Here is a 14915-nt window from a genome sequence, read left to right as displayed (position 1 = left end):
CGGGTGACGGGCGCACACTGGAGGGGTGGGGGCGCACTCGCCGCATCGCTGCCGGGGCGCACACGGAGCCCACGCATGTCCGCGTGGACGTGACGCGCCGACCCCGGTGCGGGATCCACGCAACAGCATGCGGAAAAGGGGTCCTCGGCCATGGGCGGCATCGACGACGCTGCTGTCGGCAGCCTGCGGGAGGCTTTGAGAGGAGCGGTGATCACACCGCCGGACGCGGGCTACGACGAGGCCCGCAGCATCTACAACGCGATGATCGACCGTCGGCCCGCCGTGTTCGCGCAGTGCGTGGACGCGGCGGACGTACGGACGGCGATCTCCTTCGCCCAGGACGCCGGCGTCGAACTGGCGGTGCGCGGCGGCGGTCACAGCGGTCCGGGCCTGTGCCTGGTCGACGGGGGACTGGTGCTCGACCTGTCGCCGATGCGCTGGGTCAGGGTCGACCCCGAGGCGGGAACCGTCCAGGTCGGGGGCGGCAGCGTGCTCGGTGACGTCGACCACGCCACGCATGCCTTCGGACGGGCGGTGCCCGCCGGGATCCAGTCGACCACGGGTATCGGCGGCCTCACCCTCGGAGGCGGGCACGGTCACCTGACACGCAAGTACGGTCTGACGATCGACAGTCTGGTGTCGGCCGACGTCGTGCTCGCCGACGGCAGATGTGTCACCGCCTCGGCGGACAACCACCCCGACCTGTTCTGGGCGTTGCGGGGTGGCGGCGGCAACTTCGGCGTGGTGACGTCGTTCACCTTCGAGTCGCACCCAGTGCACACGGTCGGGGTCGCCGTGACGGTGTGGCCGGTGGACCGCACCCCCGAGGTACTGCGCTGGTACCGGGAATTCCTGCCCGCCGCCCCGGAGGATCTCAGCGGTTTCTTCGCGGTGCTGGTCGTACCGCCCGCCCCGCCCTTCCCCGAGCCGCTCCACGGGCAGAAGGTGTGCGCGGTGGTGTGGTGCTACACGGGTGACCTCGAAGCCGGCCGGCTGGAACAGGTACTCGCAGTGGTGAACGAACCGGCGCCGCCCGCCTTCCACTTCACGAGCCCCATGCCGTACCCCGCGCTCCAGTCGATGTTCGACGCGCTGATCCCCAAGGGGCTGCAGTGGTACTGGCGCGGGGCCTTCTTCGACACGATCCCCGACGCCGCCGTCGACGTGCACCACAGGTTCGGGGAGAGCATCCCCACCAACCTGTCGACCATGCACCTGTATCCGGTGGACGGGGCGGCTCACCGGGTCGGCGCCGACGACACGGCGTGGGCCTACCGCGACGCCGTGTGGTCCGCTGTGATCGGCGGGATCGATCCGGACCCCGCCCAGGACGACGTGATCCGGCAGTGGTGCGTCGACTACTGGGCCGCTCTGCACCCGCACTCCATGGGCGGCTCCTACGTCAACTTCATCGGCGCGCAGGAGAGCGCCGACCGCGTCCGGACCACCTACCGGGGGCACTTCGACCGGCTCGCCTCGGTCAAGCGCGCCTACGACCCGGACAACCTGTTCCACTCCAACCAGAACATCCCGCCCGCCGCGGCCTGAGGGCGACGCCCTCAGGAACCCTCTGCGAACGGGGGTGCGCCCCGGCCCCAGGACCCGAGCTTGTCCGGGTTGCGGACGACCCAGATCCGGGAGACCCGTCCGGCGGTGACCTCGAACGAGGCCACCGTCAGGACGGTGCCGGCGCGGTGGGCCACCAGGCCGGGCATGCCGTTGACGGACCGCTCCAGGAGTACGAGCCCGGGCGCCCGGTCGGCCATCGCGACCATGTACTGGGCGATGCGTGCGCCGCCCTCGACCGGGCGGAGGGCCGCGCCCCTGTTGCCGCCGCCGTCGGCGGTCATCACCGCCTCCGGGTCGAGGAGGCCGACGAGCGCCGCGATGTCCTTCGTCTCCCACGCCTCCTTCACACGGCGCACCGCCTCGGCCTGCCCGCCGCCCGCCGCCCTCGCGGGAGGCGCGCCGTCCACGCGGCGCCGGGCGGAGGCCGCCAGTTGCTTGCACGCCCCCGGGGTGCGGCCCAGCACGCCGGCGATCTCGGCGAAGGGGTACCGGAAGACGTCGTGCAGCACGAAAGCCACCCGCTCCGCGGGGGTCATCGTCTCCAGGACGACGAGGAAGGCCATGGTCACCGACTCGTCGAGGACGATCTGGTCGGCGGGATCGACCGGCAGCGCGGCGCCGGTACCGGTACCTGCGGCGACGGCGGAACCCGCCCCTCCGACGCCCCCGGCGGGAGCAAGGCCGAGGCCGCGCACCCGGCCGCCGCCGTGCCCGCCGCCCCACTCCCCCGGATCGGGCAGCGGGTCCGGCAGCCACGCGCCGACGTAGCGTTCCCGGCGTGAGCGCGCCGAGCCGAGCACGTCCAGGCAGACGCGTCCGGTCACCGTCGTCAGCCAGGCACCCGGCGACACGATCTCCTCCCGCCGGACCGACGGCAGCGCGTACCACCGCGCGTACGCCTCCTGCACGGCGTCCTCGGCCTCGGCGAGCGATCCGAGCAACCGGTAGGCGACGTTCAGCAGATGACGCCGCTCCCCCTCCACGCCCCCGGCGCCCGTCCCCACCACATCCATGCCCCGTCCCCCGTCCCCCCGCCGCGTCCCGTCCCGCCACCGCGCCTTACCTTCCGGGGACCCGCGTCGTCGTGCTGGTGAGACCTTATCGATCGACGCGGCCCCCGGGCCGCGGCAAAGGGGGCCCGACATGCTCACCCGAACCACGGAGCGGCGGCGGCACGACCTCTCGTTCCTGCGCCTGGCGATAGCGCTGCAGACCCTGACCATCTTCCTCCAGGCGGTCTCCGCCGGACTGCTGCTGACCTCGTCGTACGGGGAGACGCTGCACAGCGCCGGCGCCCGCGTGATGTACGGGGCGTCGATGCTGTACGTCCTCGCGGCGGTCCTCGCGTGGAAGCCGGGCGGCGGCTCGCCCCGCCCCGTATGGCACGCCTGCGGCTTCCTCGCCCTCGCCTCGGCCCAGGTCGTCCTCGGCATCGCGCACGTCCCCTCGGTTCATCTCCCGCTGGGCGTCCTGATGTTCGGCCTGAGCCTGCTGGCACTGGCCCGCCGCTGACCGGCCCGGCGCCGAGCCCTCCCCGTAATTCGGTGGTGGCCGGGGCCGCGCCGCACGACCATGACCGGCATGACTGACGAACCCGCACGATGGACCCGGGCGACCGTCTACCCCGACATGTGGCTCGACCCCGCCGACGACCCCCGCAACCGCGAGGGCACCTCCCCGGACGGCGAACTCGCCACCCTGCAGGACTTCCTGGCCGATTACCGTCTGACCCTGCGGCTGAAATGCGAGGGCCTGGACCCGGAGCAGCTGGCCCGCCGGTCGGTGCCGCCGTCGACGATGTCCCTCCTCGGCCTGCTCCGCCATCTCGCCGAGGCGGAACGGGACTGGCGCAACTGGATCAGCGACGGCGACCCGCTCCCGAAGCTGTACGGGGCGCGCGACGCGGACTTCGACGGGGCCGTCGCCGAACAGCGCTTGGTGGACGAGGCGTACGAGAACCTGGAACGCGAGCAGGCCGCGACCGACGCCGCCCTCGCCGCCCACCCGGACCTCGGTGAACGCCTGGGCAAGGACGCGATCTCGGCCCGCGAACTCCTGGTCCACCGCATCGAGGAATACGCCCGCCACTGCGGCCACGCCGACCTGCTGCGCGAGTGCGTCGACGGGAGGGTGGGGCAGTAACGGGGACCGTCGCGCTGCCGCTGCCCGCGCTGCCACTGCCGCTGCCGCGGGCGCGGGCGCGGGCGCGGGCGCGGCATCCGGGCCGCCTGCGCCCCCGAGGCCCCTTCAGCTCCCGGGGCGCAGCGCGCTCCGCTGCCGCAGCCCGCCCTCCTCGTCCATGTCGTCCAGGACGGCGGGCAGGCCGACCGTCAGCATCTTGCGGCGGACGCGGCCGAGGACCTGGGACATGATCAGGCCGCCCGCGCCCGTGAAGCCGGTGTGGTCGTAGGTGAAGCGGGTGCCGCCGGTGTGCGGTTCGACGTGGTAGGTGACCTCGGTGGTCTCGCCGCCGCCGTGGTCGGTCCAGGAGTAGCGCAGCAGGCGGGGGGCGTCGGACTCCCGTACGACGCAGTCGACGATGCCGCTCCAGCCGGGCCTGGGCCTCGCGATGAACTGGAACTCGGTGCCGACCGCCGTGGCGAAGCCCTCGGGGCGGGCGCCTGCGCCGGTCGCCGTCCACAGGGGGATCAGGTCGGGGTCGGTCACCGCCCGCCAGACCTTGGCGGGGGCGTGCGGATAGTCGCGGACGATGTGGATGGAACTGCTCATGGTGCTCCCTCGGCAGGGGACTGAGTGACGATAGATTCAGTCACTAGAAAATTACAGTAGCAGCAATTATCTCGTCGCCGTACTACTCTGTCCCCCATGACCACCGTGGACTGGAGCGCCTGGCGGCGTCAGGAGCCGGCGCCCGGCGCCGAGGGCCTGCGGGAGCGGAAGAAGCGGCTGCTGCGGCAGCGGCTCTCCGACACCGCGACCGAGATGTTCCTGGAACGCGGCTTCGACGCCGTCCGGGTGTCGGAGATCGCCCGCGCCTGCGACGTGTCCGAGAAGACGGTCTTCAACCACTTCCCCACCAAGGAGTCGTTGATCCTGGACCGGGGGGAGGCCACGAGCGCCGCGCTGCGCGCCGGACTGGCCGAGACGGACCGCTCCCCCGTCGAGGCGACGCTGGAGATCCTCGCCGAGGAACTGCACACCCTGACCTCCTGGCTCGCCGCCCAGGACGATCCCCGTGACGCCGCCGCCCGGATCGGGCGGTTCGGCGCGCTGACCAGGTCAACGCCCTCGCTGCGGGCCTACCACCTGGACATGACCGAGCGCCTCGTCGCCGTCGCAGCGGAGGCACTCGCCCGGCGCGGTGAGGGAGCGAGGACGGAGGACGGGGACGACCGGCCGGGCGGCCCCCCGCCCGGCCCCGCCGGCGGCCCCGAGGTGCAGATCGCGGCGATCGCCCTGGTCGGACTGTGGTCCGTGCAGTACCGCAGCCTGGCGCGGCATCTCGCCGAGGGCACCTGCGCCCCGGACCGGCTCCACGAGGCGGTCACCGCCGACGTCCGCCGCGCGGCCGCTCTCCTCGCCGGCGGCATCGACACGGACATCGACACGAGCGTCGCCTGCGGCACCGACACCGGCACCACCTCCGGCAGCGAGACCGGCCTGGCCACCCCCGCCGGAACCGGCCGTACGAGCCCGCGCACACCCGTACACCCCACCGTCCAAAACATGCCAAGATGATGTTCTGACAGTCACTCACCACCCTTCGCGCGGCGGTGGGCTGCGAGTCCAGGACGGAGCCAGCCAGCATGACCTCCCCGACCTCCCCCAGCACCGACGGCACTCCCGGCAGCGGCGGTACCGGTGCCGACGGCGCCCCCTCGTACACGATCGACACGAGCAAGCCGCACCCCGCCCGGATGTACGACTACTTCCTCGGCGGCAAGGACAACTACGAGGTCGACCAGGAGGCCGCCGAGCAGTTCATGAAGGCGGCGCCGGAGGTGCGGGACGGGGTGCGGGCCAACCGGTACTTCATGCACCGCGCCGTACGGCACGTCGTCGCCGAGGGCGGGGTGCGGCAGATCCTCGACATCGGCACCGGGCTGCCCACCGAACCCAATGTGCACCAGATCGCACGGGCCGTCGCACCCGAGACCCGCGTCGCCTACGTCGACAACGACCCGATCGTCAGCGCGCACTCCCGAGCCCTCATGGACCAGGACGACACCTCCGTCGTCCTCGCCGACCTGCGCGATCCGCGCGGCGTCCTCGGCCACCCCGAGGTCCGCCGGGTCATCGACTTCGACCGGCCGGTGGCGGTGCTGCTCGTCGCCATCGTGCACTTCCTGTCCGAGGCGCAGGACCCGGACGGCATCGTCGCGACGCTCCGCGACGCGCTGCCCACCGGCTCCTACCTGGTGCTGTCGCACGCCACCGGTGACCTCCACGAGGACCACCGCGAGGACGCCGCGGCCATCTACCGCCGGGCCACCGCGAGCATGAACCTCCGCCCCCACTCCCGGATCCTGGACTTCTTCGGCGACTTCACCCTCGTGGAGCCCGGTCTCGTCACGGTCCCGGACTGGCGCCCCGACAAGCCGGCGAAGGACGGCGCGCCGCCCATCGGCATCTACGGCGGAGTCGCCCGCAAGGACGGCTGACGGTCCCCTGCGGCTGACCGGGCCCGAGCAGGCGGCTCCCTCAAGGGTGAACGATGACTTCCGAGACACCGGGCAGGCCCTTCGACGCGGTGCTGTGCGACCTCGACAACGTGGTCCGCTTCTACGACATGGCTCCGCTGGCCGCGCTCGAACGTGCCGCGGGAGTGGCCGAGGGGACCACGGCGAAGGTGGCCTACTCCCCTGAGGTGGACCTGCCGTTCCTCCTCGGCAGGATCACCAAGGAGGCGTGGGTGAAGTCCATGGTCTCGGCGCTGTCCGACCGGGTCGGGCCCGCCCGTGCCCAGGTGCTGGGGACAGCGTTCGCCGCCGCCCCCTTCCGGGCCGACGACGTGGTCGTGGCCATGCTGCGCCGGGTGCGCGCACACATGCCGCTGGTCCTGGTGACGAACGCGACCCCGGAGCTGGAGCACGACCTCGCACGGATGGGGCTGGCGGATCTCGCGGACCATGTCGTCAGCAGTGCGCGGGTGGGCGTGGCCAAGCCGGATCCGCTGATCTACGAGATCGCGGCGGCGCGGGCGGGAGTCGCCGCCCAGCGGTGCCTGTTCGTCGACGACCGCGAGGAGAATGTCGAGGCGGTCGTCGCGCTCGGGATGACCGGCGTGCACTATCGGGAGCCCGCCGATCTGCGGACGGTGCTGGACCTGCTCCCCGACGGCTGAGTGCATGCCCGTCTCGAGGGGCGGTGGCGGGGCGCATTCCGTGCGACGAGCGGATGACGCCCTTTCCCCCGGGGATTCGGCGAGGTCGGGCGGAACGCCCTCCGCCACGGCCGTCAGGTGGTCGTGGCGGAGGGCGCGGTCCTCACTTCGCCGCCGGTTCGGCCGACGCCGCCGTCAGGCGGTGTGGAGCCTCAGGCGGTGTGGAGCCTCAGGCCGTACCGGTTGAGCACCTCGTTGATCGGCTGGAACCACGTCTCGCCGCCCGAGCCGCAGTTGCCCCAGCCGCCGGAGGTCGTGCCCTGGGCCTGGTCGCCGCTGATGAACGAGCCGCCGGAGTCGCCGGGTTCGGCGCAGGCGTTGGTCTTGGTCATCTGGTGCACCGCGCCCTGGCTGTAGTTGACGGTCTCGTTCTTCGCGAGGACCGTCCCGCAGTGCCAGTGGGACGTGGAACCGGAGCGGCATATCGACGCCCCGACCGGTGCCTCGCCCGAACCCCGCACGAGCTGGTCGGAGACGGTGCCCCAGCCGAGGACGACGGGCACGGTCCACCAGCCGCTGCCGACGTTGACCCACGCGTAGTCGTTGTCGGGGAACGAGGAGCCCTGGAAGTTGCCGATGTAGGAGCCGTCCCAGCCGCTGACGCTCATGCCGGGCGTGCCGCAGTGCCCGGCGGTGATGAACCCTCCCTGGACCGAGAAGCCGATGGAACAGCGGACGTTGCCCGTGTAGTACGGGTCGCCGCCGACGGTTCCGGCGGCGAGCGTACGGGGCTGGTGGGAGGTCTTCTCGACGTTCACGGGGCCGGCCTCGCGGGCGCGGGACAGGAACTTCGCGACATCGTTGTCGCCCTTGTGTGCGTCGACGACGGTGACGGTGACCGTGCTGGACTTCGGGTCGACGTGCCAGCCGGCGACGCCGCCGGGCGCGTCCATCGCGTTCAGCTTGGTCATGGTCGCGTCGAGCGTGCGCTCGGTGTGGGCGACGCGGGTGACGCGGGCGCCGGTGGCCTCGACGGCGGCGCGGTGGCTGTCGTCGGCGAGGCCGACCACGAGCGTGCCGCGCGCGGCGTCGAACCACGAGCCGCCGTAGGAGGAACCGGCCGCCTTGCGGGCGGCCTTCTCGACCGTGCGCGCCGAGGTCTCGGCGGCGAGGCGGTCGGTGGCCTGCGCCTTCGTCAGGTGCAGGTCGCGCTGGAGGGCGTCGACCAGCGCGGGGGCGGCCGCCGCGGCCCTGGTCCCGGCGTGGGCGTCGGAGGAGGAGCCGGAAGAGCCGGAGGTGGCGGCCGAGGCCTGGCCGAGTCCCGCGGCGGCGGAGACGAGGAGGAGTGCCGCGGAGAGTCCGGCGGTGCGGAGGGTGGTCGAGCGGAGGCCTGCGGCGCGGAAGGTGGTGCGTCTCATGGGGGGATGCCTTTCGTCGTCCGGTTGCTCTGTGGGGGTGGGGCGGACGAGAGCGCTCCCTGAGAGCGCTCTCAGGGTGGTGCAGTGAGGAGAGTAACGGGGAAGTCAAGTCAGGTCCATGCCAACGGCGGAGATTGGTACGGTCCTTTCCGTCGTTTATCCGCGCACCCCTGCGGGACCGTCCACCTCTGTAGAACCGTCGCGCACCCCTGCGGAACCGCCCTCACTCCACCTCGCGCTCACGAGAGGTCGACCCCGGCATCGCGGGGTGGCGGGCCAGGATGAAGACGCCGACGACGACCGCGACGAGGCCGGCCGTCGCCGAGGCGAGCGCCGCCGGAGTGGTGCGCAGGCGGTCGCCCAGGAAGCCGATCCCACAGGCGATGCCGGCGATGGGTTCCACCGCGGTCAGCGCGGGCAGCGACATCCGCAACGGCCCCGCCTCGAAGGCGCTCTGCACGAGCATCAGCCCGGTCACCGCGAGCGCGACGATGGTGTACGGCTGCCAACTGGTCACCAGTGCCGGGATGCCGCCGTCGGCGAGGATCTGGCTGGAGGTCCGGGTCAGCGCGTCCTGCAGTCCGTACAGCGCGCCCGCCGCCGCGGCCAGCAAGGGGGGCTCCTCGAAGAACGGCAGGTGCCGGGCGACCGCGATCAGCGCCAGTGCCACGCCGACGACCAGGCCGAACACCAGCCAGTGGCGCAGGGCGCTGACCTCCGTCTCGGTGTCGGCGGGGCGGCCGGCCAGGATGAAGGCGACCACCCCGCCGCTCAGCAGCACCACACCGGTCCACCCGGAGCCACCCAGCCGCTCTCCGCTCATCCGGCGGGCCAGTGCCATGGCGAAGAGCAGGTTCGTGGCCAGCAGCGGTTCCACCTTCGACAGGTCGCCCTTGCTGAGCGCGATCGCGCTCAGGATCTGTCCGGCCACCATGCACCCGATGCCGCCCAGCCAGAGCGGGACCTTCGCCAGGTCCCACAGCAGCCGGAAGGACAGCATGTCGGAGACGGGCGCCCGCTCGGCGGCGTGCTGCTGGAGCACGAAGCCGAGGCCGAGCAGACAGGCGGCGATCAGACCGAAGAGGTAGACCACGGGCGACTCGCTCCTCCGTGATGTGTGTCCGTCCCCCCGGTTCCCTTGCGCTCAGTCTCGCCCCCGGAGGCCCGAGCGGGACGCAATGGGGCGCGCGGCGGACATGTCCTATGATCACCGCACCTGATCGGGTGCGGTGCGCGCACGGCACCGGGTCGGGTGAGGCGGGGGGCGCGCTTGCCCCTCGACGCAGGAACCACGACGACACACAAGAGGGTCATTCCGTCATGCCCGACACACCCGTTCCCGCAAAGAACGACGGCGGCTCGCGCTCCCCGCTCCCCGGCCGGGCCGCACCGGCACCGGCACCGGCACCGCAGCCTTTCCAGTACCTCCCGGGCTCGCCCGACTCCCCCGTCGTCCTCCACGTCCCCCACTCCTCGCGGACGATCCCCGAGGACGTACGGCGCGGCATCACGCTCGACGACGCCGCGCTCGAGGCGGAGCTGGACCACATCACCGACGCGCACACCGCGGAGATCGCGGCCGCCGCCGTCTCCCGTTGCGACACCGCACCCTGGCGGTTCGTCAACGGTCTCTCGCGCCTGGTGGTGGACCCCGAGCGGTTCCCGGACGAGCGGGAGGAGATGCTCTCGGTGGGCATGGGGGCGGTGTACACGCGGACCACGCACCGCGAGGAACTCCGCCCGGCCTCGTACGAGGGGCAGCCTCTGGTGGAGAGGTACTTCCACCCCTACGCGGCCGCCATGACCGAGGCGGTCGCCGACCGGCTCGCCGCCGTGGGACGCGCGGTGATCGTGGACGTCCACTCGTACCCGACCGAGCGCCTGCCCTACGAACTCCACGGCGAGGGCCCCCGCCCGCCGATCTGCCTCGGCCGCGACGCCTTCCACACTCCCGACGCGCTCCTCTCCCGCGCGGAGAAGGCCTTCGCCCGCTTCGGCGGCACGGGGATCGACAGCCCGTTCGCGGGCACGTACGTCCCCCTGCGGTACTACGGACAGGACCCCCGAGTCACCGCACTGATGATCGAGATCCGCCGCGACGTCTACATGACGGAACCGGGCAGCCCGTACGGCCCGGGGCTCGACGCCCTCGGGGAAGCACTGGCGGAACTGGCGGACGCGGCCGGGCGCACGGCCTGAGAGTGCCGAGCGCACCGCCTGAGACTGCCAGGCGCACGGCCTGAGAGCGCCGGGCGCACCGCCTGAGACTGCCAGGCGCACGGCCTGAGAGCGCCGGGCACACCGCCTGAGACTGCCGGGTGCACCGCCCGACTCTCCGGCCGCCCCCCGGCGGAGGGATTCCCGGGTCAACTCCCCGGGAATCCCTCCGCCGGGGACACCACACCGGCATCCGGTGCCGGGCGGTGGACGGCACCGTCCGGCACGGGCACGCGGTGGGGGAAGCGGACGCGGAGGGCGAGGGCGGCGAGTGCCGCGGCCAGGACGGTGACGGCGGCCAGCACCAGCGCCCGCCGGTAGCCGTGGTGCAGCAGGGGCGCCGCGACGAGAGGGCCGAGGACCTGCCCCACGGAGTAGCCGGCGGTCAGCAGCCCCACGGCGCGCGGGAAGCGCAGATGCGTGCCGATGCTCAGCACGAGCGTGCTCACACCGATGAAGGTGGCGCCGAAGAGGGTCGCGGAGACCAGCGCGGCGACGACCGTGCCGGACAGCGCGGGCAGGGCGACACCCACGGCCTGCACCAGCAGCGCGGCCGACAGCAGGGTCGGTCGGGACCGGCGCCGACCGAGTCCGGTCCACAGAGCGGCGGAGGGAACGGCGGCCAGGCCGACGAGCACCCAGGCGCCGCTGCCGATCCAGCCGGGCGAGTTCTTCTCGACGGCCGCGACCAGGAAGGTCCCGGCGATGATGTAGCCGACGCCTTCGAGCGTGTACGACACGAACAGGGCGGCGAACCAGCGAGAGGTACCCGCCTCCGCGGGGTGCCCGGCGTCGGGGCCGGCCGCCCTCGCCCGCCCGGCATCCGCGCGGTCCGCTCTCCCACCCGACGCCGGCGCCTCCGGCCCCGCATCCGTCCCCTCGGACGCCGACTCCTCGGGCGCCAGGCCCACGGACTCCGGGCCCACGGCCGCCGACCCCACGGACAGCGTCCGTGTCACGGCCTCGGGCCGCAGCCCCCACGCTCCCGCGCCGAGCACCGCCGCGAGTGCCGCGGCGGCCCACCATGCCGTGCGCCAGTCGCCCGCCGAGCGGAGGGCCAGCACCAGCAGCCCCGACAGGGCGATACCGGTCCCGACCCCGCCGAACGCCCACCCCGGCAGATGTGCCGGATGCTCTCGGAGCCGGCTGAGCAGGGAACTCGCGGCGATGACGAAGACCAGCGCGCTGAACACCCCCGCGCCCAGCCGGAGCAGCAGCCACACCGCGGTGCTGTGTGTCAGCGGCATGGCGGCGAGCGAGGCGACCAGCGCCGCCAGTGCGCCGCGCAGCGCGGCCCGGGAGCGCACCAGCCGCGGCAGGAACGTCCCGGCGAGGGCGCCGACCAGGTAGCCCACGTAGTTGGCGGTGGCCAGACGCGCGCCCGCGCCGGTGGTCAGTCCGGCCTGGGCGTGCATCAGCGGCAGGATCGGTGTGTAGACGAAGCGGCCGACACCCATTCCGGCCGCGAGCGCCGCCCCGGCCCGGAGGACGTGCGGCCACGGGGAGTCCGGGGCCCACGGGGTACGGCCCGCGGCGCGGGGGCGCGCGGGTGCCGGGGCGATGTCCGGGGCGGGGTGCTGCTGCCTTTCCATGGTCCCAGCGTGGAGGACCGGCCCCGGCGTGCGCCAGGACCGGTTTCCTCGGTGCTGGGAGGTCCGGCCTCCCACCGTCAGTCGAGCCTGGTCACCTGGTAGTGGGCCAGGGACCACTGTCCGGCCTCGCGGGTGAGGACGACGGACAGCGTGACGTGGAGGTCGGGCCGGTCGGTGAACGTGAAGTCCACGCCGAGGTACCCGAGCAGGACGTCGTCCGTGAGGGCACGCGTCTCGAGCACCTCGTACACGGCCCCCAGTCCGGCCGGCTGGGACGCGTAGTACTCGGCGACCCCCTGCCGGCCGACGCTGTAGGGGTGCAGCCCCTGGAAGACGGCGTCCTCCCGGAAGAGGGCGGCCACCTCCTCCGGCTCGTGGGCGTCGACCGCGGCCTTCCAGCGGTCCATGACGTCCCGCAGGACGGTCTCCTGTGCGGCTGTCACGGTCATCGCGTCACTCCTCTCCTGTCGCATGCCGCGGGTACCACTCGCCTGTCTTCGGTACCACTCGCGTGTCTTCGGTATCACTCGTGTGTCCGGTGCGGCGGTCAGTGGCCCGCGCTCTGACCACCGTCGACGTGCAGGATCTCGCCGGTGACGAACGGCGCGTTCTCCAGGTAGAGGACGGCGTCGACGATGTCGCCGATCTCGCCCATCCGCCCGACCGGGTGCAGGGCGGCGTACGTCGCGAAGTTCTCCTCCGCGTGCATCGGCGTCCTGATGATGCCCAGCGCGACCGCGTTGCTGCGGATGCCGCGCCCCGCGTACTCGATGGCCAGCGCCTTGGTGGCGGACTGCAGTCCGCCCTTGGTGAGGGAGGCAAGCACCGAGGGCACCGCGGCGAAGGCGTGGTCGACCAGGCTGGTGCTGATCTGGACGACGTGACCGCCACCCTGCCGGAGCATCTGTCCGACGGCGAGCTGGGTGAGGCGGAAGAACCCGCCGAGGTTGACCCCGGTGACCGCGTCGTAGTCCTCGCGCGTGTACTCGGTGAACGGCTTGGCGACGAAGAGACCGGCGTTGTTGACCAGGGTGTCGATCCGCCCGAACCTCTCGATCGCGGCGGCCGCCACGCGCTCGGCGGTGTCCGGGTCGGCGATGTCGCCCCGGACGGTGACGAGGTCCGGCTCGTCGGAGGCGGCGATGGTCCGCGAGGTGGCGACGACGGCGAAGCCGAGCTTGCGGTAGGCCTCCACGAGACCGGCGCCGATGCCCTGGGAGGCACCGGTGACGACGGCGACCTTCTTGCCGGAGCCGTTCGCGGTGCTCGTGGTGTCCGTGGTGTCTGTGGTGTTCACGGTGTTCATGGAAGTCCTTCTTCGCTCTCGGGGTGTCTCGGTGGTGGTGCGGCCGGCCGTCCTTGCCGACCGGCCCTCGCTCCAACCGGACGACCGCCCCTCCCATTTCCCGCGCTTCCGACGCCGGTCGGCCGATCCACCCCCTCTGACCTGCTGTGAGAGCCTGTGGCTATCAGGTGGGAGGGAACAGGTCGCGCGCACGGCCCGGGGCGGGGCCTCTCGCCCGCCGATCCGTACGATGGCCTCCGTGGAGTTGCGTCAGTTGCGGTACTTCGTCGCGGTGGCCGAGGAGCTGAGCTTCGGGCGGGCCGCGAAGCGGCTGCTCATCGCCGGGCCGTCCCTGTCCCAGCAGATCAAGGCGCTCGAACGCGACCTCGGTGTGCGGCTGTTCGACCGCGACCGCCGCTCGGTCGCCCTCGCCCCGGCCGGCGCGGCCCTGCTCCCGTACGCCCAGGACCTGCTCGAACGCGCCGACGACCTGCGCGGCCGGGCCGCCCGGATCGCCGGCTCGGAGATCGTCCGGCTCGGGTACGTCAACTGGCTGCCGCCGGACCTGACCGCCCGCACGTCGGCGGTGGCACGGGTGCACGTCGACACCTGGGTCGCGCCCTCCCACGCCCAGGCGGCACGGGTCGCGGACGGCAGCCTCGACCTCGCGGTGTGCTGGGTGCGCCGCCAGGACCTGGCGGGCCACGGGCTGGAGGCGCGACTCCTCGGCGCGGACCGCCTGTACGCGGTCGCCACGCGCCTGGCGGACCAGGAGGTCCGCGCCCGGGACGTCGTCGTCCTGCTGGACAGCGACGTCACGACGTGGTCCTCCTGGAACGCCTACGCCGAGGAGCTGACCCGGGCCACCGGCGCCCGTGCCGCGCACATCACCGACGGCGGCCTCACCGGACCGGCCTTCTACGAGCACGTACGCCGTTCCCGCCGCCCGGTCCTCAACTCCCCCAAGACGCAGACGGCTCCGCTGCCGCCCGACCTGGTCGCCCGCCCCGTGACGGACCCGAAGGTCTACTGGACGTGGTCACTGGTGTGGCGGCGCGAGGAGACCCGCGAGGCCGTGCTCCGCACCGTCGACGCACTCACGGAGCACGTCGACGGCCCCGACGGCCCCGGCGCCCTCGGCCTGACCGCCCCGGACGCATGGCTCCCCGAGGACGACCCCCACGCACAGCGGGGCCCGGGCTCCGGCCCCGGCCCCGGCCCCGGCTCCGGGTGACGGCGTCGGCGCCGGCCGCGGTGACGAGGCGTGAGCTCAGGCGGCAGTGCCGCGCGGATGCCGCAGCAGCGTCTCGAAGGCGGCCCGGCCCTGCGCCGACTCGCCGTCTCCCAGCGGGTGCCCCGCTCTTCGCCGCGGAACGGGCCCATGGCCTTCCCCGGCCCAGAAGAGGCAGCGATGGCCTCGTGCGCACGTCACCGCGTACTCAGTGCGCTGCCGCACTGTGAGGGATGCGTGTTCCGTACGGCCCCATGACGGAGACGCTGTCCTTGCCATCAGCCCGTTGCCCCAGCCGTGACTCCTGATCGCCATACCT

At 72.9% G+C, this 14915-nt stretch carries 15 protein-coding genes; 8 read left to right on the top strand and 7 right to left on the bottom strand.

The annotated features are described in order from the left end of the window. Positions 1-150: 150 nt before the first annotated feature. Entirely contained in the window at positions 151-1548 is a 1398-nt protein-coding gene (locus OHB09_RS27500) for an FAD-binding oxidoreductase (RefSeq protein ID WP_328922701.1), read from the top strand. A gap of 11 nt (positions 1549-1559) precedes the next feature. On the opposite strand, the gene OHB09_RS27495 is transcribed toward OHB09_RS27500, so the two are convergent. Then, entirely contained in the window at positions 1560-2582 is a 1023-nt protein-coding gene (locus OHB09_RS27495) for a sigma factor (protein WP_328922700.1), read from the bottom strand. 130 nt (positions 2583-2712) lie between these two features. Here OHB09_RS27495 and OHB09_RS27490 point away from each other — a divergent pair, with 130 nt between their 5' ends. Both OHB09_RS27490 and OHB09_RS27485 read left to right on the top strand, forming a co-directional pair. Continuing rightward, entirely contained in the window at positions 2713-3081 is a 369-nt protein-coding gene (locus OHB09_RS27490) for a hypothetical protein (protein WP_167794422.1), read from the top strand. Positions 3082-3150: 69 nt separating this feature from the next. Continuing rightward, entirely contained in the window at positions 3151-3711 is a 561-nt protein-coding gene (locus OHB09_RS27485; protein WP_328922699.1) for a mycothiol transferase, read from the top strand. A gap of 105 nt (positions 3712-3816) precedes the next feature. Here OHB09_RS27485 and OHB09_RS27480 read toward each other — a convergent pair whose 3' ends face one another. Beyond that, complete coding sequence (locus tag OHB09_RS27480) at positions 3817-4299, bottom strand: SRPBCC family protein (protein WP_167796299.1); 483 nt, start codon at positions 4297-4299, stop codon at positions 3817-3819. Positions 4300-4395: 96 nt separating this feature from the next. On the opposite strand from OHB09_RS27480, the gene OHB09_RS27475 reads away from it, so the two are divergent. The 3 genes from OHB09_RS27475 to OHB09_RS27465 all read left to right on the top strand — a co-directional run bounded on the left by OHB09_RS27475 (position 4396) and on the right by OHB09_RS27465 (position 6874). Continuing rightward, positions 4396-5268 (top strand): TetR/AcrR family transcriptional regulator, encoded by an 873-nt coding sequence (locus tag OHB09_RS27475; RefSeq protein ID WP_328922698.1) that lies wholly within the window; start codon positions 4396-4398, stop codon positions 5266-5268. Between the two features lie 68 nt (positions 5269-5336). Beyond that, positions 5337-6191: an SAM-dependent methyltransferase gene (locus OHB09_RS27470; RefSeq protein ID WP_328922697.1), complete on the top strand. Its 855-nt coding sequence runs from the start codon at positions 5337-5339 to the stop codon at positions 6189-6191. Between the two features lie 53 nt (positions 6192-6244). Continuing rightward, positions 6245-6874 (top strand): HAD family hydrolase, encoded by a 630-nt coding sequence (locus OHB09_RS27465; protein ID WP_328922696.1) that lies wholly within the window; start codon positions 6245-6247, stop codon positions 6872-6874. 191 nt (positions 6875-7065) lie between these two features. Here the strand turns inward: OHB09_RS27465 and OHB09_RS27460 are convergent, their stop codons facing one another. Both OHB09_RS27460 and OHB09_RS27455 read right to left on the bottom strand, forming a co-directional pair. Then, positions 7066-8271 (bottom strand): S1 family peptidase, encoded by a 1206-nt coding sequence (locus OHB09_RS27460; protein WP_328922695.1) that lies wholly within the window; start codon positions 8269-8271, stop codon positions 7066-7068. Positions 8272-8494: 223 nt separating this feature from the next. Beyond that, positions 8495-9364 (bottom strand): DMT family transporter, encoded by an 870-nt coding sequence (locus tag OHB09_RS27455; protein ID WP_006138327.1) that lies wholly within the window; start codon positions 9362-9364, stop codon positions 8495-8497. A gap of 227 nt (positions 9365-9591) precedes the next feature. Between OHB09_RS27455 and OHB09_RS27450 the strand changes: the two genes are divergently transcribed. Continuing rightward, the gene (locus OHB09_RS27450) at positions 9592-10470 is read left to right on the top strand and encodes an N-formylglutamate amidohydrolase (protein WP_328922694.1); all 879 of its coding nucleotides are present in this window, start codon (positions 9592-9594) and stop codon (positions 10468-10470) included. A 167-nt stretch (positions 10471-10637) separates the two neighbouring features. Here OHB09_RS27450 and OHB09_RS27445 read toward each other — a convergent pair whose 3' ends face one another. The 3 genes from OHB09_RS27445 to OHB09_RS27435 form a co-directional block, all read right to left on the bottom strand. After that, a complete protein-coding gene (locus tag OHB09_RS27445) occupies positions 10638-11945 on the bottom strand; it encodes a YbfB/YjiJ family MFS transporter (RefSeq protein ID WP_328923066.1) in 1308 nt (435 codons plus the stop codon). Positions 11946-12157: 212 nt separating this feature from the next. Continuing rightward, on the bottom strand, positions 12158-12529 hold the full coding sequence (locus tag OHB09_RS27440; protein ID WP_328922693.1) for an SgcJ/EcaC family oxidoreductase: 372 nt from the start codon (positions 12527-12529) through the stop codon (positions 12158-12160). Positions 12530-12627: 98 nt separating this feature from the next. Then, on the bottom strand, positions 12628-13386 hold the full coding sequence (locus OHB09_RS27435) for an SDR family NAD(P)-dependent oxidoreductase (protein WP_006138331.1): 759 nt from the start codon (positions 13384-13386) through the stop codon (positions 12628-12630). A 229-nt stretch (positions 13387-13615) separates the two neighbouring features. Here OHB09_RS27435 and OHB09_RS27430 point away from each other — a divergent pair, with 229 nt between their 5' ends. After that, on the top strand, positions 13616-14599 hold the full coding sequence (locus tag OHB09_RS27430; RefSeq protein WP_328922692.1) for a LysR family transcriptional regulator: 984 nt from the start codon (positions 13616-13618) through the stop codon (positions 14597-14599). Positions 14600-14915 lie beyond the last annotated feature (316 nt).

Origin of the sequence: Streptomyces griseoaurantiacus, assembly GCF_036189845.1 — a bacterium.
Taxonomy (GTDB): Bacteria; Actinomycetota; Actinomycetes; order Streptomycetales; family Streptomycetaceae; genus Streptomyces; species Streptomyces griseoaurantiacus.
Note: the sequence above shows the minus strand (reverse complement) of the source record. Positions and strands in the feature narration are given on the sequence as shown.